16 protein-coding genes and 2 pseudogenes are annotated in these 17958 nt (G+C 63.7%); 10 read left to right on the plus strand and 8 right to left on the minus strand.

From position 1 onward, the window contains the following. Positions 1-117: 117 nt before the first annotated feature. The 3 genes from ACVDG8_RS33020 to ACVDG8_RS33030 all read left to right on the plus strand — a co-directional run bounded on the left by ACVDG8_RS33020 (position 118) and on the right by ACVDG8_RS33030 (position 2652). The gene (locus ACVDG8_RS33020) at positions 118-1413 is read left to right on the plus strand and encodes a DUF445 domain-containing protein (protein WP_447252213.1); all 1296 of its coding nucleotides are present in this window, start codon (positions 118-120) and stop codon (positions 1411-1413) included. 133 nt (positions 1414-1546) lie between these two features. Next, positions 1547-1975 carry a phasin family protein gene (locus ACVDG8_RS33025; protein ID WP_447252214.1) on the plus strand — a complete coding sequence of 143 codons (429 nt, stop codon included), beginning with the start codon at positions 1547-1549 and terminating at the stop codon, positions 1973-1975. 179 nt (positions 1976-2154) lie between these two features. Continuing rightward, positions 2155-2652, plus strand: a complete 498-nt coding sequence (locus ACVDG8_RS33030; RefSeq protein WP_447252215.1) for a MaoC family dehydratase — start codon at positions 2155-2157, stop codon at positions 2650-2652. A gap of 172 nt (positions 2653-2824) precedes the next feature. On the opposite strand, the gene ACVDG8_RS33035 is transcribed toward ACVDG8_RS33030, so the two are convergent. Then, on the minus strand, positions 2825-4252 hold the full coding sequence (locus ACVDG8_RS33035) for an aminotransferase-like domain-containing protein (protein ID WP_447252216.1): 1428 nt from the start codon (positions 4250-4252) through the stop codon (positions 2825-2827). A gap of 104 nt (positions 4253-4356) precedes the next feature. Here ACVDG8_RS33035 and ACVDG8_RS33040 point away from each other — a divergent pair, with 104 nt between their 5' ends. Beyond that, a complete protein-coding gene (locus ACVDG8_RS33040; protein WP_447252217.1) occupies positions 4357-5247 on the plus strand; it encodes a DMT family transporter in 891 nt (296 codons plus the stop codon). A gap of 101 nt (positions 5248-5348) precedes the next feature. Here the strand turns inward: ACVDG8_RS33040 and ACVDG8_RS33045 are convergent, their stop codons facing one another. Beyond that, entirely contained in the window at positions 5349-6389 is a 1041-nt protein-coding gene (locus tag ACVDG8_RS33045; RefSeq protein WP_447252218.1) for a zinc-dependent alcohol dehydrogenase family protein, read from the minus strand. A 167-nt stretch (positions 6390-6556) separates the two neighbouring features. After that, positions 6557-6975 (minus strand): annotated as a pseudogene (locus ACVDG8_RS33050) (winged helix-turn-helix transcriptional regulator). Here ACVDG8_RS33050 and ACVDG8_RS33055 point away from each other — a divergent pair. After that, positions 6883-7185, plus strand: a complete 303-nt coding sequence (locus ACVDG8_RS33055; RefSeq protein WP_455707889.1) for a hypothetical protein — start codon at positions 6883-6885, stop codon at positions 7183-7185. The pseudogene ACVDG8_RS33050 and the gene ACVDG8_RS33055 overlap by 93 nt on opposite strands. Beyond that, positions 7173-8329 (plus strand): annotated as a pseudogene (locus ACVDG8_RS33060) (MFS transporter). The gene ACVDG8_RS33055 and the pseudogene ACVDG8_RS33060 overlap by 13 nt, the downstream one beginning before the upstream one ends. Here the strand turns inward: ACVDG8_RS33060 and ACVDG8_RS33065 are convergent. From ACVDG8_RS33065 to ACVDG8_RS33075, 3 genes are read right to left on the minus strand one after another with little or no spacing between them, the layout of a single operon-like run. Then, positions 8330-8800: a DUF4262 domain-containing protein gene (locus tag ACVDG8_RS33065; protein ID WP_447252220.1), complete on the minus strand. Its 471-nt coding sequence runs from the start codon at positions 8798-8800 to the stop codon at positions 8330-8332. Next, complete coding sequence (gene maiA, locus ACVDG8_RS33070) at positions 8790-9440, minus strand: maleylacetoacetate isomerase (protein ID WP_447252221.1); 651 nt, start codon at positions 9438-9440, stop codon at positions 8790-8792. Before maiA ends, ACVDG8_RS33065 begins: the two co-directional genes overlap by 11 nt. Continuing rightward, positions 9437-10135 (minus strand): fumarylacetoacetate hydrolase family protein, encoded by a 699-nt coding sequence (locus tag ACVDG8_RS33075; RefSeq protein WP_447252222.1) that lies wholly within the window; start codon positions 10133-10135, stop codon positions 9437-9439. The genes maiA and ACVDG8_RS33075 overlap by 4 nt, the downstream gene beginning before the upstream one ends. A 195-nt stretch (positions 10136-10330) precedes the next feature. Here ACVDG8_RS33075 and ACVDG8_RS33080 point away from each other — a divergent pair, with 195 nt between their 5' ends. Next, positions 10331-11014, plus strand: a complete 684-nt coding sequence (locus ACVDG8_RS33080) for a response regulator (RefSeq protein ID WP_447252223.1) — start codon at positions 10331-10333, stop codon at positions 11012-11014. 108 nt (positions 11015-11122) lie between these two features. Here ACVDG8_RS33080 and ACVDG8_RS33085 read toward each other — a convergent pair whose 3' ends face one another. Together ACVDG8_RS33085 and ACVDG8_RS33090 are read right to left on the minus strand one after the other, a co-directional pair. Further along, positions 11123-12466: a hybrid sensor histidine kinase/response regulator gene (locus ACVDG8_RS33085; RefSeq protein ID WP_447252224.1), complete on the minus strand. Its 1344-nt coding sequence runs from the start codon at positions 12464-12466 to the stop codon at positions 11123-11125. 3 nt (positions 12467-12469) lie between these two features. Continuing rightward, positions 12470-13639 (minus strand): FIST N-terminal domain-containing protein, encoded by a 1170-nt coding sequence (locus ACVDG8_RS33090; protein WP_447252225.1) that lies wholly within the window; start codon positions 13637-13639, stop codon positions 12470-12472. Positions 13640-13942: 303 nt separating this feature from the next. Here ACVDG8_RS33090 and ACVDG8_RS33095 point away from each other — a divergent pair, with 303 nt between their 5' ends. The 3 genes from ACVDG8_RS33095 to ACVDG8_RS33105 all read left to right on the plus strand — a co-directional run bounded on the left by ACVDG8_RS33095 (position 13943) and on the right by ACVDG8_RS33105 (position 17831). Continuing rightward, positions 13943-14443, plus strand: a complete 501-nt coding sequence (locus tag ACVDG8_RS33095; RefSeq protein WP_447252226.1) for a (2Fe-2S)-binding protein — start codon at positions 13943-13945, stop codon at positions 14441-14443. A 124-nt stretch (positions 14444-14567) separates the two neighbouring features. Then, entirely contained in the window at positions 14568-16919 is a 2352-nt protein-coding gene (locus ACVDG8_RS33100; RefSeq protein ID WP_447252227.1) for a xanthine dehydrogenase family protein molybdopterin-binding subunit, read from the plus strand. A 114-nt stretch (positions 16920-17033) separates the two neighbouring features. Further along, positions 17034-17831, plus strand: coding sequence for an FAD binding domain-containing protein (locus ACVDG8_RS33105; RefSeq protein ID WP_447252228.1), 798 nt, complete (start codon positions 17034-17036; stop codon positions 17829-17831). Positions 17832-17958 lie beyond the last annotated feature (127 nt).

Here is a 17958-nt window from a genome sequence, read left to right on the forward strand (position 1 = left end):
AATTTTCTTGTCAACTTTTTGTGCCAATGGCCGGAAACAGCGTCACTGCCAGCAAATGTGCATTTCGGCAAGGCAGCCCCTAGATAAGTTCGCGAGACAAAGAGGAGCGGCCTGCCCATGTCCCAATCCGCCACGGCCCTGACGCCGGTGCGATTCGATACCGATGCGCAGGCAAAGCTATCGGCGCTACGGCGCGTCAAATTCATCGCGGCCGCGGCACTTGCCTTCTGCGTTGTCGTGTTTGCGGTGGCGAAGTCGTTTCAGGGCGCCTATCCGTGGCTCGGCTTTGTCGCCGCCTTTGCCGAGGCGGCAACAATCGGCGGTCTTGCCGACTGGTATGCCGTGGTGGCGCTGTTCAGGCGGCCGCTTGGCCTGCCGATCCCGCACACCGCGATCATTCCGGAAAACCAGCACCGCATCGCCGACAATCTCGGCCGTTTCATCGAGGCGAATTTCCTGGCACCGGAACCGGTGCGCGAAAAGCTCGCCGAGGTCGACTTCGCCGCTCTCGTCGCCGACTGGCTGGGCGACGCCGAACGCGCCGCCGGCCTGTCGCGATTCGTCGCGCGGCTGGTGCCGCAGACGCTGACGGCGGTGGAGCAGTCCGGCTTACGCGACTTCGTCACCAGTCGTATGCTGGAGCAAATCGAGAAAGTGCCGCTGGCGCCGTTAGCCGCCGACCTTCTGTCGGCGCTGACCGACGACCAGCGCCACCAGAAGCTGTTCGATGAGTTCACCCGGGTCGTCGGGCGTTTCCTGAACGACGAACAGGCGCTCGAGACGATGCGCGAAAAGATCCGCGAGGAACTGCCCTCGCTGTTCAACCTGTTTCGCGCCGACGCCTATCTGTTGAAGAAGATCGTCGCCTCGGCCGGGTCGTTGCTGGAGGAGGTGCGCGCCGACCCTGTCCATCCAATGCGCGCCGAGTTCGACCGCTTCGCGCTCGGCTTCATCGAAAAACTCAGGAATTCCAAGCAATATGCAAGGCGCGCCGAGAAGCTGAAGCGCGATTTCCTAGCCCGTCCCGAGGTGAGGGCGCTGGCCGGTGACGCATGGGCGAGCCTGCGGCTGTTCATCGAACAGGATGCCAATGCGCCCAAGTCGGTGATCCGCGAGCATCTCGCCGGCATGTTCGTCGAGGTCGGCCGGCATCTGGCCGACGACGCCCAGATCAGGGCCGACATGAACCAGGGTTTTGTCGTCGCGCTGACCTCCTTCGTGGAAAGCCAGAAAAGCGGTGTGTCGAAATTCATCGCCGACCAGGTCAAGCGCTGGGATCTGGGTCAACTGACGCGGCTGATCGAGATCAACATCGGCAAGGACCTGCAATATATCCGTTTCAACGGCATGATCATCGGCGGGCTTGCGGGCCTGGCGCTTTATACGGCGGAGCGGCTGTTTCTCGTCAATTGACGTGGGTCGACCGTACACTATTCTCCTCTAGGGTTCTCTGGTTTTACGCAATTCCGGACGGAAAACCGTTACACACTTTTCCTGGAATTGCTTTTTGAGGGTACCGCAGGTGCGGTAAAACGGGAGGCACAACATGGCAAAACAACCGGAATCCGGTACTTTCCTAGACATGTTCAGCCGGTTCGGCCGCGACCTCAAGCTGCCGAATGTCGATGTCCAGGCGATTCTCGACCACCATCGCAAGAACCTCGAGGCGCTCGAGAAATCGGCCAGGGCAAGTGCCGCCGGCGCATCCTCGGTGCTCGCCAGGCAGCATGAAATGGTGCAGGACGCCATGCACGAGATCACGCGGATGGCGCAGAACTACCAGGCGCCGGGCAATCCGCAGGATGTGATGGGCAAGCAGGCCGAATTCGCGCGCAAATCGTTCGAGACGACCCTGAAGAATGCCAGCGAAGTGGCTGACCTGGTGCGGAAATCCAGCACCGAATCGATCGAGATCCTGCGCGACCGGATCAGGGACGCGATGGCGGAAGTCCGCGCCGGCTACGGGAAGAAATAGGATATCCGGTCTTTCCCGCCCAATTCAGGCCGCCATGGATATGCAACCGGCTGAGGCGCCGTGCGTTCTCGGCTTGCCGTAAAAGCATCAACTCTACCAGCGAAAATAGGCAACTGCGAATTGACAGAACCCGCCGCTTCATGATCGGGGATGCAGGCAGGAGTGATGGGAAAGCAGGAATGACGGAAAAACGGCCGAAAACGCCGCCGACCTTCGAACAGTTACGGACAATGGCCGGGCATGAGCTTGGCGTGTCCGACTGGACGACGGTCGACCAGGGGCGCATCGACCAGTTCGCCGAATGCACGGGCGACCATCAGTGGATTCATGTCGACACCGAGCGGGCAAAGCGGCAGAGCCCGTTCCGCACCACGATCGCGCATGGCTATCTGACGCTGTCGATCATCGGAGCGCTGGCGCTCGAGATGGGCATCGTGCCGGAAAACACCCAAGCCGCCTTCAATTACGGCTTCGACAAGGTGCGTTTCCTGGCGCCGGTGAGGGCAGGCGCGCGCATCAGGCTGCGCACGACGCTGCTTTCGATGGAGGATCTCGGCCCTGGCCAGTATCTGATGAGGGCGGAGAACATCGTCGAGATCGAGGGCGAACAGAAGCCCGCGCTGACCGCCGAAACGCTGGTGATGCTTTACGAGCGCCGCAAGCGGGCCGCCACCTAAAGTCCGCCGATATTCAGGTGAGGCCGGCCTGCAAACGGCGGCTTCCTGCGCTTCTGGTGCTCACGTACTTAAGTACGCTCCGCTCCGGTTCTCGGAACCCACCGTTTTCGACTCGGCCTGACCTGAATCTCGACAGACTTGAGGCGGCTGTTCGTCTGGTTCAGTACCGCTACTACCCTGATGCGACTCTGCGACGAGAGGCAGCGACTGCATTTTCGAGCGCTCGGAAGACGCGTTCGTCCCCGCATTGGGCGGCGTTGAAGCGCATGAAGCGGCCGGCGCTGTGCGACAGGCTGAAGGCATTGCCGGGCGCCAGCACGACATTGTCCGCAAGCGCGTGGCGGGCGACATCGGCGGCGTCGATGCCGTCGGGCAGGCGGCACCACAGGAACATGCCGGTGGGCTGGTCGATCCAGGGTCGGATGCCCATGGCTTTCAACCGGCCTGCCGTCTCGGCCATGGCGCGCGACAGCCGAGCGCGCAATTGCTCGACATGCTTGCGGTAGCTGCCGTCCTTCAGGAGCGTCAGCACAAGCTCCGCCGACAGGCGCGCGCCGCCGAAGGTCGTGGCGATCTTGAGATCGGTCAGCCCTTCCATCCAGTCAGGAGGCGCGGCGATGAAGCCGCAGCGCACCGAGGCGGACAGCGTCTTGGAGAACGAGCCGATATGGACGACGCGCTGCAACCCGTCGAAGGCCGCAAGCCGCGGGGCAGGGGCGTGCTCGAAATCGGCGAAAATATCGTCCTCGACGATGGTGAGTTCGGCCTGGTCGGCGAGCTTCAGCAACCGGTGCGCGACGACCGGCGACAGGATCGCGCCGGTCGGGTTGTGGATGCCGGAATTGGTGATGTAGAGGCGCGGCCGGTGCTCGGCGAGCGCCTGCGCGAACAGCTCGATGTCCGGCCCCGAAGGCGTATAGGGCACGCCGACGACCTTGGCCTGATGGGCGCGCAGCAGCGCGTGGAAATTGAAATAGCAGGGATCGTCGACCAGCACCGTGTCGCCCGGCTCGAGCAGGAAGCGGCACAGGAGGTCGATGGCCTGGGTGCCGCAGTCGGTCAGCATGATCTGGTCGGGCGAGACCTCGATGCCATGTTCGGCCATGCGCCGCGCCAGCAATCGGCGCAGCGGCGGCAGGCCGAGCGGCGTGCCGTAGTCGGCCAGCGCCACGTCATCCGCGCGGGCCGCGCTGCGCAGCGCCCGGCGCAAGGCGGCCTGCGGCATCCAGGACGCCGGCAGCCAGCCGCAGCCGGGCTTCAGCATGTCCTCGCCGGCTTCCAGCGATTGCCTCGACACCCAGAGCGGATCGATTGCCCTGTCGAGGCGCGGGCCGATCTCGGCCAGCGACAGCGGCGCGAGCTGGCCGGCGGCGTAAAAGCCGGAACCCGGGCGCGAGCGGATAGCGCCTTCCGCGGCCAGACGCTCATAGGCCTCGACGACGGTTGATTTCGACACCTGCAGCGATTTGGCCAAAGCCCGGATCGACGGCAAACGGGCTCCCGGCGTCAGCGCGCGCGCCGCGATGCGTTGGCGGATCGTCGCCATCACGCTTTCGACAAGCGTGCGCGCGCCGTCATTTTCCAGAGCCTGATCCGTCATCCGTACTGTCCGCAAGACCATTACAGTTTTGTGCAATTGTACCCCATTGTCTCTGGCAACGCCACCGGGCCTGTTCGATAGAGGCCGAAACAATGGAGTCTCGAATGGACAAGAGCGCGAGCGGCTGGCTGAACGGTTTTATCGGCGTGCTGATCTTCAGCGGCTCGCTGCCGGCGACGCATGTGGCGGTGGCGGATTTCGATCCGACCTTCCTGACGTCGGCGCGCGCCGCGATCGCCGGATTGCTTGGCCTGGCCATGCTGCTTGTCTTTCGCCAGAGGCGGCCGGAGCGCAGTGACCTGGCCTCGCTGGTCGTCGTCGCGCTTGGCGTAGTCGTCGGCTTTCCCCTGCTGACGGCGCTGGCGCTGAAGCATGTCACCACCGCTCATTCCATCATCTTCGTCGGCCTGCTGCCGCTGGCGACCGCGATCTTCGGCGTGCTGCGCGGCGGCGACCGCCCGCGTCCGGCGTTCTGGCTGTTCTCGTGCATCGGCAGCGCGCTGGTCGCGGGCTTTGCCCTGTCGCAAGGCGTGACCGCGTCGCCGCTCGGCGACGGCCTGATGCTGGGCGCCATCATCGTCTGCGGTCTTGGCTATGCGGAAGGCGCGGCGCTCTCGCGCAGGCTCGGCGGCTGGCAGGTGATCTGCTGGGCGCTGGTGCTGTCGCTGCCGGTCATGCTGGTGCTGAGCTTTGCGACGCTGCCGCCGACGCTCGCCAATGTCGGTTCCGGCGCCTGGATCGGCCTTGCTTACGTCTCGCTGTTCAGCATGCTGATCGGCTTCGTGTTCTGGTATCGCGGCCTGGCCCAAGGCGGCATCGCCGCGGTCGGACAATTGCAGCTGCTGCAGCCCTTCTTCGGCCTCGCGCTGGCGGCAACGCTGCTGCACGAGCAGATCAGCCCGATGATGATGGTCGTCACGCTGGGCGTCGTGGCCTGCGTGTTCGGGGCGAAGAAGTTCGCGAAGCCGATTCCATCGCCGCGCGCAGCCGGATAAAGCAATTCCAGGAAAAGTGTGAGCGGTTAAGTTCGGCGACTTCGCCGTAACCCTCCGTCCGGAATTGCGTCAAGACAAAGCGATAGAGCGCGTTTTTCCGACTAGAACTTCGTCACCACTCCGATGCCAATCCCCTCGAAACCACCCATCGCCATCAGTGCTGCCGGCGCTTCATCGAGGCTGATCCTTTTGCCGACCAGCAGCTCGGGCTTCAGCTTGCCGTGGCGGATCATCTCCATCATCGCCGTATAGCGATAGGCCTGCATGCCGTGGCTGCCGAGGATTTCGAGCTCGAAGGCGATGACCTTGTCCATCGGCACCTGAGGGCGGGCATGCTCGCCCAGCATCAGGCCGACCTGAACGTGGCGGCCGCGGCGGCGCAGATTGGCGATCGAGTTGAACGAGGTGGTCGGGTGTCCCAGCGCGTCCATCGACATATGCGCGCCGCCATTGGTGATCTGCTTGACGGCCTTGACCACGTTGGAGGTCGTCGAGGCGTTGATCGTCGCCACCGCGCCGATCTTCTTGGCAAACTCCAGCTTCTCGTCGGTGAGATCGATGGCGATCACATTGGCGCCCATGGCGCTGGCGATCATGATCGCCGAGAGGCCGACGCCGCCGCAGCCATGCACCGCCACCCATTCGCCGGGCGTCACCCGGCCCTGGTCGACGATCGCGCGGAAGGAGGTGACGAAACGGCAGCCGAGGCTAGCGGCGGTGGCGTATTCCATCCCGTCGGGCAAGCGCACGAGGTTGGTATCGGCATGCTCGATGCCGACATATTCGGCGAACGAACCCCAGCCCGTAAAACCCGGCTGCGTCTGGTGTTCGCAGACCTGGTGGTTGCCCGAGGTGCATTCGAAGCAGCGGCCGCAGCCGACGGCGAACGGCACGGTGACGCGGTCGCCGGCCTTCCAGCGGCCGACCTGCTTGCCGGCGGCGACGACGACGCCGGCCAGCTCGTGACCCGGAACGTGCGGCAAGGTGATGCCGTCATCATGACCCATCCAGCCGTGCCAGTCGCTGCGGCAGAGCCCCGTCGCCTCAACCTTGATGACGACGCCATCGGCGGCGGGTTTCGGATCAGGCACAGTCTGGATCTTCGGTGTCTCACCGAATTTTTCGAAGACGACGGCTTTCATCGGCACTCCACCCTTCGCTAGAGCGTTTCACCGAAACGGCGAACCGCCCTATCTCCTTGTTTTTAGGCAATTCCGGACGGAAAACCGTGTCACACTTTTCCTGGAATTGCTCTAGCCCCGCAGCAACGATAGCCGATTCCACCGCCGGTTGATCGGAAATCCCCAGCTTAGTCCTGCACCTGGCGGAAGTCGGCCAGCCGGGTGTCGCCGGGGACGAGCAGGCGGCCATCCTCGGCATGCACCTCCAGGCGCCGGATCGGCCTGCCGGTCTCACGATCGACCATGAAGGTGTAAGGCTCGCCCGGTCCGGAGAAATAGGTCTCGCCCCATTGGCGCAGCGCCACCAGGACATAGAACAGGCCGCGGCCTTTTTCGGTCAGCACATATTCATGATGCGCGCTGCCATCGGGAGCCGGGACGGTTTCAAGGATGCCATGCGCGATGAGGCTTCGCAGCCGCGCCGACAGGATGTTCTTGGCCACGCCCAGGCTTTTTGAAATTCGCCGAAGCGCCGCATGCCGTCGAAGGCATCGCGCACGATGAGCAGCGACCACCAGTCACCGATGGCATCGAGCGGGCGGGCGATAAGGCAGTCGGCGCTCTGATGGCTCGTCCGTTTCACCATGCGATTGGTCCAGTTTCCTGTTTGTGGTTGCAAGATAAAACCTTTTTGTCTAATCGGCAATGGTTTCAACTTGAAACCGAAGCGGAGAGCGTGATGAACCTGCAACTGCAAAAAGTCGATCTGCAGCCGCCCGAAGGGGCGGAAGGGACAAAGCGGGGTTGTCGCGGCTGACGGCGCTGATCTTTGCCGCCGCCTGCGGCTTGAGCGTCGCCAATGTCTATTTCGCGCATCCGCTGCTCGACGCGATCGCGCAGGACTTCGCAATCGATCCCGCTTCGGTCGGCATCGTGGTGACAGTGACGCAGATCGGCTACGCGCTCGGCCTGTTCTTCATCGTGCCGCTAGGCGACCTGTTCAATCGCCGCAAGCTGATTGCCGGCCAGGCCGTGCTTTCGGCGCTGGCGCTCGTCCTTGTCGGCTTTTCGCCAAATGCGGGGGTGCTTCTGGCCAGCCTGGCAGTGGTTGGTTTGCTCGCCGTGGTCGTGCAGGTGCTGGTCGCCTACGCCGCCGATCTGGCGGCGCCTGAGGAGCGGGGGCGTGCAGTCGGCATCGTCACCAGCGGCGTCATTCTGGGCATTCTGCTGGCGCGCTTCGTTTCGGGGCTGGTCGCCGATTTCGCCGGCTGGCGTTCGGTCTACCTCGTCTCGGCCGTGCTGACACTCGCGATGGCGGCAATCCTTTTCCAAGTCCTGCCGGGTCATGAGGCCAAGCGGCCGCGCACGTCCTATGCACGGCTTCTCGGCTCGGTGCTACGCCTGTTCGTCGAGGAGCCGCTGCTGCGGGTGCGCGCCGTGCTTGCCATGTTGATCTTCGCCAGCTTCAACGTGCTGTGGGCGCCGCTGGCGCTGCCGCTGGCGGCACCGCCTTTTTGCAGTCGCATACCGAGATCGGGCTGTTCGGCCTGGCCGGCGTCGCCGGCGCGCTCGGCGCGCGCTGGACCGGCGTTCTCGTCGATCGCGGACAGGGGCAGCTGGTGACCGGCCTCAGCCTGTTGCTGATGGCTGCCGCCTGGCTGCCGATCGCCTTCATGGGCAAAACGCTGTGGCTGCTCGTTCTCGGCATCCTCATGCTCGACCTCGCCATCCAGGCCGTGCACGTCACCAACCAGAGCCTGATCTTCGCCCGGCGGCCGGATGCCCGCAGCCGTCTGGTCGGCGGCTACATGATCTTCTATTCGCTGGGCAGCGCGCTGGGTTCCATCGCCTCGACCATGATTTTTGGCGCCTGGGGCTGGAGCGGTGTGTGCCTGCTCGGCTCCGGGCTCGGTCTGGTCGCGCTGGTGTTTTGGGTGGCAACCCTGAGAGTCGGACGCTAGTTAGGGCCGGGTATCCAGCAGCGGCTGCCGTTCGCGAAACCATTCATCGGCTTCGGCATCCCATGGCCAGACGCCGGAAGTTGTCGGAAAAATAAGCTGCACAATCTGGAAATCCGGACCGTCATAGAACCAGATGTCCCATCCGAAATATTCAGGATAATGGCCAGGGTGGACCGCGCCGAACTGACAGTCGAAGCCGCCTCCCAGGAAACCCGACGCCCGCTCTCCGACGCTGAACCTCTCGCCGCTGCGCACCCGTCGGCAATACTCGTTGATGATGGTCTGCGAAAGCTCCGGCTTCAGTCCGATCACGACCAATTCGGGGACCTTGAAATTGTGCTCTATGCCCACCGAGTATGCGAAGGGCGGATGCTTATCCTCCTCCAGCACGCAGAGGATGTGGCAGCCGTACTCTTCGATGTCGGCGAGCGCCTTGGCTTCCTCGGCGTCCTTGGCCTCTCTATTCGGCATCGATCTGGTTCTGCGGCGCTGCTTTCTGGAAGGCCGGCAGCGCCATGCAGGCGGCGTTGACGCGCGCGATCACCGGGTAAGACGCCATGTCGACGCCGAAGCGGGCATTGTTGGTGACCTGCGCGGCAAGGCAGATGTCGGCCAGGCCCGGTTGGTCGCCATGGCAGAAGGTGCCTGTCTCGGGCGAGGAGGCGAGAATCTTTTCAAGCGGCTGGAAACCTTCGTTCACCCAATGCCGGAACCAGTTGACGACATCCGCGTCGCCGGCGCCGAACAAATTGCGCAGCGAGGTCAGCACACGCAGATTGTTCACCGGGTGGATGTCGCAAGCGATCATCTGCGCCAGCATTCGGACCCGGGCGCGGCCCAGCGCATCCTTGGGCAGCAGCGGCGGCTCGGGCTGGGTCTCGTCGAGATATTCGACGATCGCCAGCGACTGCGTCAAAAGCCGGCCGTTGTCTAGCACCAGCGCCGGCACCAGCCCTTGCGGGTTGACCGCGAGATAAGCGGGTTCGAGATGCTCGCCATGGCGCAGATGATGCGGCACGTAGGTGTAGCTCAGCCCCTTCATTTCCAACGCGATCCGCACCCGGTAGGAGGTGGAGGAGCGGTAGTAATTGTGAAGGATGAGATCGCTCATCGCCGCGGTTGCCCGATCTTGATTTCGATCGTGCCGATGCCGTCGATACCACCGGTGATCGTGTCGCCCGCCTGTACGGCGCCGACGCCGGCCGGCGTGCCGGTGAAGATCAGGTCGCCGGGCTGCAGTTCCATTGCCTCGCTGCAGATCGAAACGACATCGGCGACCGGCCAGATCAATTCGGCAAGGTCGCCATCCTGTTTCAACGCGCCGTTGATGGCGAGCCAGATGCGGCCTTTGTAGGGATGGCCGGATTTCGCGGCTGGCACCAGCGGGCCGCAGGGTGCGGAACGGTCGAAAGCTTTCGACCAGTCCCACGGGCGGGCGGCTTTCTTGGCCTGGTCCTGCAGGTCGCGGCGGGTCAAGTCGACACCGACGCCATAGCCCCAGATGTGAGACAACGCATCCTCGCGCGCGATGCGAAAACCCGCCTTGCCGATGGCCACGACCAGCTCGATCTCGTGGTGCAGGTTCGCGGTCAAAGGCGGGTAGGGGATCTCGGCGCCGCTGTCGACCACCGCGTCGGCGGGCTTTGTGAAGAAGAAGGGCGGGTCGCGCTCGTCATTGCCGAGCTCGCGCGCATGCGCCGCGTAGTTGCGGCCGACGCAGAAGATGCGGCGCACGGCAAAGCGTTCCGCCGAACCGGCAATGGCTACGGAGGCGATGGCCGGCGGCGGAAGGACGAAGTCTGTCATCTCGTGGTCTCTGTTCGGAATGCGCCCGCACCTTCGACCGATTTCGGCAGGCGGGCAAGGCCTGCAAAAACATGGGCCTGTCGTTTTGGTATCAGTGCCGTATGGTGGGGCGATGTACTATTTGGCAATAATCTGGACATGGCCGGGAGACTAGTCTGTGTCGCGTAAAATCGAACCTATGGCCGAACCTCAGCAATGACCGCCGTCAGCGATCGCGCCCGTTTCCTGATCATCGACGACCACCCGCTGTTTCGGGAGGCGCTGCACAGTGCCGTGCAGATGGCTTATCCCGATGTCGATACGGTCGAGGCACGCTCGATCGCCGAGGCGCTGGAGCTGCTGTCCGGCATAAAACCGTTCGATCTCGCGCTGCTCGATCTGAGCATGCCTGGTGTGCAAGGCTTCGAGGGCTTGCTGCAGCTCAGGACCCGCCACCCGCGCCTGCCGGTGGTGATCGTGTCCGGTCATGAGGAGCCGAAGATCATCTCCGAGGCGCTGTCCTATGGCGCTGCCGGTTTCATCCCGAAATCGGCGCGCAAAAGCGACCTGGCCTCGGCCATCCGCTCGGTGATGGACGGCGCCGTCTATGTGCCGGAAAATTACGAGGGCCAGCCGCCCGACCCCGACAGCACCGACCGCGCCGACATGGTGCAGCGCCTGGCGAAATTGACGCCGCAGCAGCTACGGGTGCTGCAGATGCTGCGCCAGGGCATGCTCAACAAGCAGATCGCCTATGAGCTGCAGGTGGGCGAGACGACGGTGAAAGCGCATGTCTCGGAGATTTTGCGCAAGCTCAATGTGTATAGCCGGACGCAAGCGGTGATCGAGGTATCGAAGCTGGATAGTGTGGAGCTGTTCCGGGATCCGGCGGGGTTTTGAGACGAGGCTGACCCTCACCGCGATTGCGGTGGCCCGAGTAAAGTACGGTGGCATCGGCACCTCTCGCACCCAGATAACCTCTTTAGGCGGTGATCCTGGTCATGCCAGTCAAGCCAGCAAATGCGCCAGCAGCGCGCGCAACTGCGCCGGTTTCAGCGGTTTGCGCATCAGCTCGATGCCGGCGGCCCGCGCTGCCTTGGCGACGGCTTCGGAGCCGTCGGCGGTGACGATGAGCGCCGGCACCGGGCGGCCTAGATAATCGCGCACTTCGGCGATGGTGGCGGTGCCGAGGTCGCCGCCGTCGAGGTGCTGGTCGGCGATGATGATGTCGGGCACCCAGGCGGTGTCGCCAAGCAAGTCGAGCGCATCATCGGTCGAGGTTGCCGCGCGCACCAGGCATTGCCAGCGTTCGAGCAGCGAGGTCATGGCGCCCAGCACATCGAGGTCGTTTTCGACCAGAAGCACCTTGGTGCCGAACAGGCCATAGCCGCGCGGCCGCTCCATGTCGGCCAGGCTTGCCGCCTGCTCGGCCGGGGCGCCCATGCCGATCGGCACGTCGATGTGGAAGATCGTGCCGCGGCCGACCTTCGAGGAAAACGTCACGGGGTGGCCGAGCGCCGCCGCCATGCGGCGCACGATGGCGAGGCCGAGACCCAGTCCACCGCCGACCAGCCCCGCATCGGCAAGCGCCGATGTGCCGCGGTGGAATTCCTCGAACACCGCCTCGCGCTGGTCCTCGGGAATGCCGCAGCCGGTGTCGGCGACGTCGATGCGGATGGTGTCGCCGCGATGCCTGGTGCCGACCAGCACGCCGCCGGAGCGAGTGTAGCGCAGCGCGTTGGAGAGGATGTTCTGCAGGATGCGGCGCAGCAGCGTGCGGTCGGAGCGCACGACGACATTGACCGGCCGGAATTTGAGCGACAGCCCCTTCTTTTCCGCCTCGGGAAGAAAATCGGAGCGCAGTGAGGAAAACAGCGTCTCCAGGCTGACGTCGCCGGTCTCCGGCTGCACCACGCCGGCGTCGAGCTTGGAGATGTCGAGCAGGGTGCGCAGCAGGTCCTCCATCGTCTCCAGCGAGCGCTCTACCTGGCGCACCAGTTTCTTGCCTTCCTCGCTGGTCTGCACTTCGGCGAGCGCCGAGACCGACAGATGCGCGGCGTTGAGCGGCTGCAGCACGTCGTGGCTGGCAGCGGCGAGGAACCTTGTCTTGGAAAGGTTGGCGAGCTCAGCCGTTTCCTTGGCGGCGACGAGGTCGATGTTCGACTGCTCGAGCCGGCGCAGGGTGGCGTGGAGTTCCTCGGTGCGGTTGCGGACCCGGTTCTCTAGTGAGATCGCGGTCTGGAACAGCGAGAAGGCGTTGCCTTGCTGATCCATCGAGCGCTCGACCCGGCTGACCAGGGCGGCGTTGATCTTCTTCAGTTTGTCGATGTCGTCTATGTCGCGAAGCGGCATGGTTCACTCGGCCGCCTGGCGCTCGCCGAAGGCGATGCCGGTGAAAGTCTGGTTGAGATGCATCGATCTGTATTGCTCGCCATAGGTGCCGAAACCGATGACGTTGTTGGTCCGGTAGAGCTCGGAGATGTCGCGGAAAACCTGGCGGTTGCGCGCGTCCAGCCGGCGCAGCACGCAGTCGAAGCCGAGGATCATGTCGATGCCGCCGAGCTTGCGTTCGACGTCGGCAAGGGCGGCGCGCGTCGCCTCGACCATGTTCTTCGGCTGGGCGATGGAAAGAACCACGCCGTCGTCGATGGCGCAGAAAAAGGATAGCGAGCCGTCGGGGTGCATGCGCTGGATCGAGCGGCAATAATATTCGCCGCCGACCTTCACCACGACAGGGTGGGAAGCAAAGCTCAGCGGCGTCAGCGTCTGCGGCACGATGCCGACCGAGGCCGCGTATTCCTCCGCCGCGTTGGTGGCGTTGAACTCGCGCACGATGCGACGGTCCGGATCGGACGCCGTCACCACCAGTTTCTCGTCTGTCGGAATGAAATTGTCGGTCTTGAAGACGTGGAACGGGATCTCGGTCGCGACCAGAACGATGATGGCGCTGTCGGAAGCGACCTTGCCGTTTGCGATCAGCCTCGTCGTCTCGAATTTAAGGTCGTCGCCGGCCGAGCCGCCGATCAGCGGAATGTCGTCCAGCCCCCAGTGGATCGCCGAGGTCACCGCTTCCTCGGCATGGGACAGTCCGTCGATGAAGCAGAGCGCGAATATGCCCTTGGAACGATCGTGGCCGACGTGGTCTTGGCCAAGGCGGGCGCGCAGCAGGCGCCGCAGCGCCGCGACCTCGCCGGTGATCCTGTCCATGCCGGACGAGGACAGGTTTTCGACCATGGTGCTGACGATCGAGAACGATGGCGAGGGCAAAAGCAAGGCAAGCATGTGGCCTTCCTCCAGCCCTTGCGGCGTGATCTCGCCGGCAGTCGAACAGCCGGTATAGGCAAGGGTGGGCGCATGCAGTTTTAGCGCGCGCGAAAGAGCGTCTGCCTCGACGAGGCTTTGCGAGAAGAACAAAAGCGCGAAGCCGGCGTCGACGGTTGCAGCTTCGGCGGCGATCGCCCGGGCAAAGGCATTCGGGTCGGGCTCATCCGTGGTGAGCGCCGAAAGGCCTGATGCATAGCGCATGCTCGAACTGGCCAGTTGCCTTCTCCGCAATTCCTCCAGCGCGTCCTTGTCGCGTTTTTTCTTTCGCGTTTTTTCTTGCGCATGTCGGGTGCGCGAGCGCCGAAGGCATCTTTGCCCTCAATGTCTGATTTGGCAATGGGCCGGACGCGGTACCGCACAGCGCTTTGGCCGTGACCGAAAGTACAATTGGCGGAATGCCGGCAGCGCTGTTTCTTAGCCGTAGCGCGATATGAGGATAGCGCACTGCCGAAGCATCAGCACGGCATCGGCAACGCCATGACCAAGGTCATAAAGGGAGGTTGCATGTCGGACGTGTCGTTGACTGTGAATGGGAAACGGGTCGGCGGGAGCGTCGAGGACCGAACGCTGCTGGTGCATTTTCTGCGCGAAAACCTTGGTCTGACGGGCACGCATGTCGGCTGCGACACCTCGCAATGCGGCGCTTGCGTCGTGCATGTCGACGGCCGGGCCGTGAAATCCTGCACGATGCTCGCCGTACAGGCTTCCGGCGCGACGGTCGTCACCATCGAAGGGCTGGCGAACGGCGCCGACCTGCATCCGGTGCAGGCGGCCTTCAAGGAGCATCACGGGCTGCAATGCGGCTTCTGCACGCCGGGCATGATCATGGCCGCGACCGACATGATCGCGCGTCACCCGGGGGGCCTCGACGAGGCGACCGTGCGCGCCGAGCTTGAAGGCAATATCTGCCGCTGTACTGGCTACCACAACATCGTCAAGGCGATCCTCGCAGCATCGGAAGCGATGTCGAAAGGGGCCAAGGGCAAGGCGAAACAAGCAGCATAGCAAGGGGAATAAGGGAGTAGGGCAGTAGGGGAGTAGGGCAGAAAGGCCAACGCAACGAGGCCGCTTTTTCCCTACCTCTTACTCCCCTACTGCCCTACTCCCCTAAATTCCGGAGGAATTTCCTATGGGTATCGAAGGCGTCGGCGCTCGGGTGGCGCGCAAGGAAGACAAGCGGTTCATCACCGGCGGCGGGCGTTATGTCGACGACATGGCGGTTCCCGGCATGAAGCATGCCGTGTTCGTGCGCAGCCCGCACGCGCATGCGCAGATCAAGAAGATCGATGTGAAAAAGGCGCAAGCCATGCCCGGCGTCGTCGGCGTGCTCACCGGCAAGGAGATCAAGGCCGACGGCATCGGCAATCTGATCTGCGGCTGGATGATCCATTCCAAGGATGGCTCGCCGATGAAGATGGGCGCATGGTCGCCGCTCGCCGTCGACAAGGTGCGCTATGTCGGCGACGCCGTCGTCATCGTGGTTGCCGATACAAAAGGCCAGGCGCGCGACGCGGCGGAAGCGGTCGAGATCACCTACAAGGAATTGAAGGCCGTGGTCGAGGCCACCAAGGCGCTTGAAGCCGGCGCCCCGCAGATCCATGCCGAGGCCGAGAACAACCTCATCTTCGACTGGGAACTTGGCGATGCCAAGGCAACCGATGCCGCAATCAAATCGGCGGCCCATGTCACGCGCATGAAGATCGTCAACAACCGGCTGGTGCCGAACGCCATGGAGCCGCGCGCCGCGCTTGGCCATTACGACAAGGCCGAGGACCATTACACCTGCTGGACGACGTCGCAGAACCCGCATGTCGCGCGGCTGGTGATGAGCGCCTTCTACAATGTCGCGCCGGAAAACAAGCTCAGGGTGATCGCGCCCGATGTCGGCGGCGGCTTCGGCTCGAAGATCTATATCTATCCGGAAGAGATCGTCTGCCTGTGGGCGTCGAAGAAAACCGGCGTGCCGGTCAAATGGGTCGCCGACCGCACCGAAAGCTTCCTCACCGACGCGCATGGCCGCGACCATGTCTCGACGGTGGAAATGGCGTTCGACAAGAACAACCGCATCACCGGCCTCAAAGTCGACACGATAGCCAATCTCGGCGCCTACATGTCGCTGTTCTCATCCTGCGTGCCGACTTATCTCTATGCCACGCTGCTGTCGGGCCAGTACAATATCCCGACGATCCACGCCAATGTGCGCACTGTCTACACCAACACGGCGCCCGTCGATGCCTATCGCGGGGCAGGGCGGCCGGAGGCGACCTATGTGCTGGAGCGCATGATGGAGACGGCGGCGCGCGAGCTTGGCGTGTCGCCGGCGGAACTCAGACGCCGGAACTTCATCACCTCCTTCCCGCACCAGACGCCGGTGATCATGAACTATGACGCGGGCGACTATAACGCTTCGCTCGATGCGGCGATGAAAGCCGCCGACTATGCCGGCTTCACCAAGCGGCGGACGGACGCCGCCAAGCAGGGCAAGCTGCGCGGCATCGGCATGAGCTGCTACATCGAGGCCTGCGGCCTTGCGCCATCGTCGGCGGTCGGCTCGCTCGGCGCCGGCGTCGGCCTCTGGGAATCGGCCGAGGTGCGCGTCAACGCCGTCGGCACGATCGAGGTGCTGACCGGCTCGCACAGCCACGGCCAGGGCCATGAGACGACCTTCGCGCAACTGGTCACGGAGCGCTTCGGCGTGCCGCTCGATTCCGTCTCGATCGTGCATGGCGATACCGACAAGGTGCAGATGGGCATGGGCACCTACGGCTCGCGCTCGGGCGCCGTCGGCATGTCGGCCGTCGCCAAGGCGCTGGACAAGGTCGAGGCCAAGGCCAAGAAGATCGCCGCGCATCTGCTTGAGGCGGACGAGGGCGACATCGTCATCGAGAATGGCGAGGTCAAGGTCGCCGGCACCGACAAGAGCCTGCCCTGGTTCCAGGTGGCGCTTGCCTCCTACACCGCGCACAATCTGCCGGCCGGCATGGAGCCAGGCCTTAAGGAGACCGCTTTCTACGATCCTTCCAACTTCACCTTCCCGGCCGGCTGCTACATTTGCGAGGTCGAGATCGATCCGGAGACCGGAACGACCGAGATCGTCCAGTTCGTCGCCGCCGACGATTTCGGCAACATCATCAATCCGATGATCGTCGAGGGGCAGGTGCATGGCGGCATCGCGCAAGGCGTTGGCCAGGCGCTGCTCGAAGGCGCGCATTACGATGCCAGCGGGCAATTGCTGACCGCAAGCTACATGGATTACACGATGCCGCGCGCGGGCGACCTGCCGTCGTTCAAGATATCGACCTCGAACACGCCATGTCCGAGCAATCCGCTCGGCATCAAGGGTTGCGGCGAAGCCGGCGCCATCGGCTCGCCGCCGGCGGTCATCAACGCCATCACCGATGCGCTCGGCGTCGTCGATATCGCCATGCCGGCGTCGCCGTCGACGGTGTGGGCAGCCATCCGCGCGACGAAGAAGCATTGAGAAGCGAATAGCGAATAGGGAGTAGCGAATAGGGAAAAGCGTGATGCGAGAAGGATCCCCCTATTCGCCATTCGCTACTCCCTATTCGCTCTTTCCCCGAAGGGAGAAAGACAAATGTACGCAGTCAACTACCACCGCGCTTCCTCGGTCGCCGATGCCGCCAGGCAATTGAAGAATGCGGACGCCAAGCTGCTCTCGGGCGGCATGACGCTGATCCCGGCCATGAAGACGCGGCTCGCGGCGCCGTCGGATTTGGTCGACGTCTCGCGGTTGAAAGACCTGCAGGGTGTCAAGGTGTCGGGCAAGACGGTCACCATCGGCGCGGCCACGACGCATTACGACGTCGCCAGCGACGAGAAGCTGACGAAGGCCTGCCCAGCGCTCGCCCACATGGCTTCCTTGATCGGCGATCCGGCGGTGCGCTACAAGGGCACGATCGGCGGTTCCATCGCCAACAACGATCCGGCCGCCGACTATCCGGCAGCACTCCTGGCGCTTGCGGCGACGATCATCACCAACAAACGCGAGATCGCGGCCGACAAGTTCTTCAAGGGCCTGTTCGAGACGGCGCTGAAGGATGGCGAGATCATCACAGCGGTGAGCTTCACCGCGCCGGCCAAGGCGGCCTACCAGAAATTCCGCAATCCGGCGTCACGCTACGCGATCGTCGGCGTGTTCGTGGCCAAGGGCAAGGATGGGGTGAGAGCCGCCGTCACCGGCGCCGGCGAGGATGGCGTCTTTCGCTCGAAGGAGGTCGAGGCCGCGCTGGCAAAGACTTTCGACGCAGCGGCGCTCGACGGCCTGAAAATACCGGCGAAAGGTCTGATGAGCGACCTTCATGCTACAGCCGATTATCGTGCCAATCTGATCGCCGTGATGGCCAAGCGCGCCGTGGTCGCCGCCAACGCCTGACAGCATCCTGGCAGTCGGTAGGAAGGGGCCGCTCAGGCCCCTTTTCCTTTTTTAACGGCCTGTCGCCGTCTTTGTGTTCTGACGCAATTCCGGACGGAAAACCGCTTCACACTTTTCCGGGAATTGC

Source organism: Mesorhizobium sp. ORM8.1 (genome assembly GCF_053005525.2).

Bases quoted from the DNA above. Each gene is read 5' to 3' on its own strand.
- ACVDG8_RS33020 (WP_447252213.1), top strand. From the start codon at position 118: ATGTCCCAATCCGCCACGGCCCTGACGCCGGTGCGATTCGATACCGAT.
- ACVDG8_RS33025 (WP_447252214.1), top strand. From the start codon at position 1,547: ATGGCAAAACAACCGGAATCCGGTACTTTCCTAGACATGTTCAGCCGG.
- ACVDG8_RS33030 (WP_447252215.1), top strand. From the start codon at position 2,155: ATGACGGAAAAACGGCCGAAAACGCCGCCGACCTTCGAACAGTTACGG.
- ACVDG8_RS33035 (WP_447252216.1), bottom strand. From the start codon at position 4,252: ATGACGGATCAGGCTCTGGAAAATGACGGCGCGCGCACGCTTGTCGAA.
- ACVDG8_RS33040 (WP_447252217.1), top strand. From the start codon at position 4,357: ATGGACAAGAGCGCGAGCGGCTGGCTGAACGGTTTTATCGGCGTGCTG.
- ACVDG8_RS33045 (WP_447252218.1), bottom strand. From the start codon at position 6,389: ATGAAAGCCGTCGTCTTCGAAAAATTCGGTGAGACACCGAAGATCCAG.
- ACVDG8_RS33065 (WP_447252220.1), bottom strand. From the start codon at position 8,800: ATGCCGAATAGAGAGGCCAAGGACGCCGAGGAAGCCAAGGCGCTCGCC.
- maiA (WP_447252221.1), bottom strand. From the start codon at position 9,440: ATGAGCGATCTCATCCTTCACAATTACTACCGCTCCTCCACCTCCTAC.
- ACVDG8_RS33075 (WP_447252222.1), bottom strand. From the start codon at position 10,135: ATGACAGACTTCGTCCTTCCGCCGCCGGCCATCGCCTCCGTAGCCATT.
- ACVDG8_RS33080 (WP_447252223.1), top strand. From the start codon at position 10,331: ATGACCGCCGTCAGCGATCGCGCCCGTTTCCTGATCATCGACGACCAC.
- ACVDG8_RS33085 (WP_447252224.1), bottom strand. From the start codon at position 12,466: ATGCCGCTTCGCGACATAGACGACATCGACAAACTGAAGAAGATCAAC.
- ACVDG8_RS33090 (WP_447252225.1), bottom strand. From the start codon at position 13,639: ATGCGCTATGCATCAGGCCTTTCGGCGCTCACCACGGATGAGCCCGAC.
- ACVDG8_RS33095 (WP_447252226.1), top strand. From the start codon at position 13,943: ATGTCGGACGTGTCGTTGACTGTGAATGGGAAACGGGTCGGCGGGAGC.
- ACVDG8_RS33100 (WP_447252227.1), top strand. From the start codon at position 14,568: ATGGGTATCGAAGGCGTCGGCGCTCGGGTGGCGCGCAAGGAAGACAAG.
- ACVDG8_RS33105 (WP_447252228.1), top strand. From the start codon at position 17,034: ATGTACGCAGTCAACTACCACCGCGCTTCCTCGGTCGCCGATGCCGCC.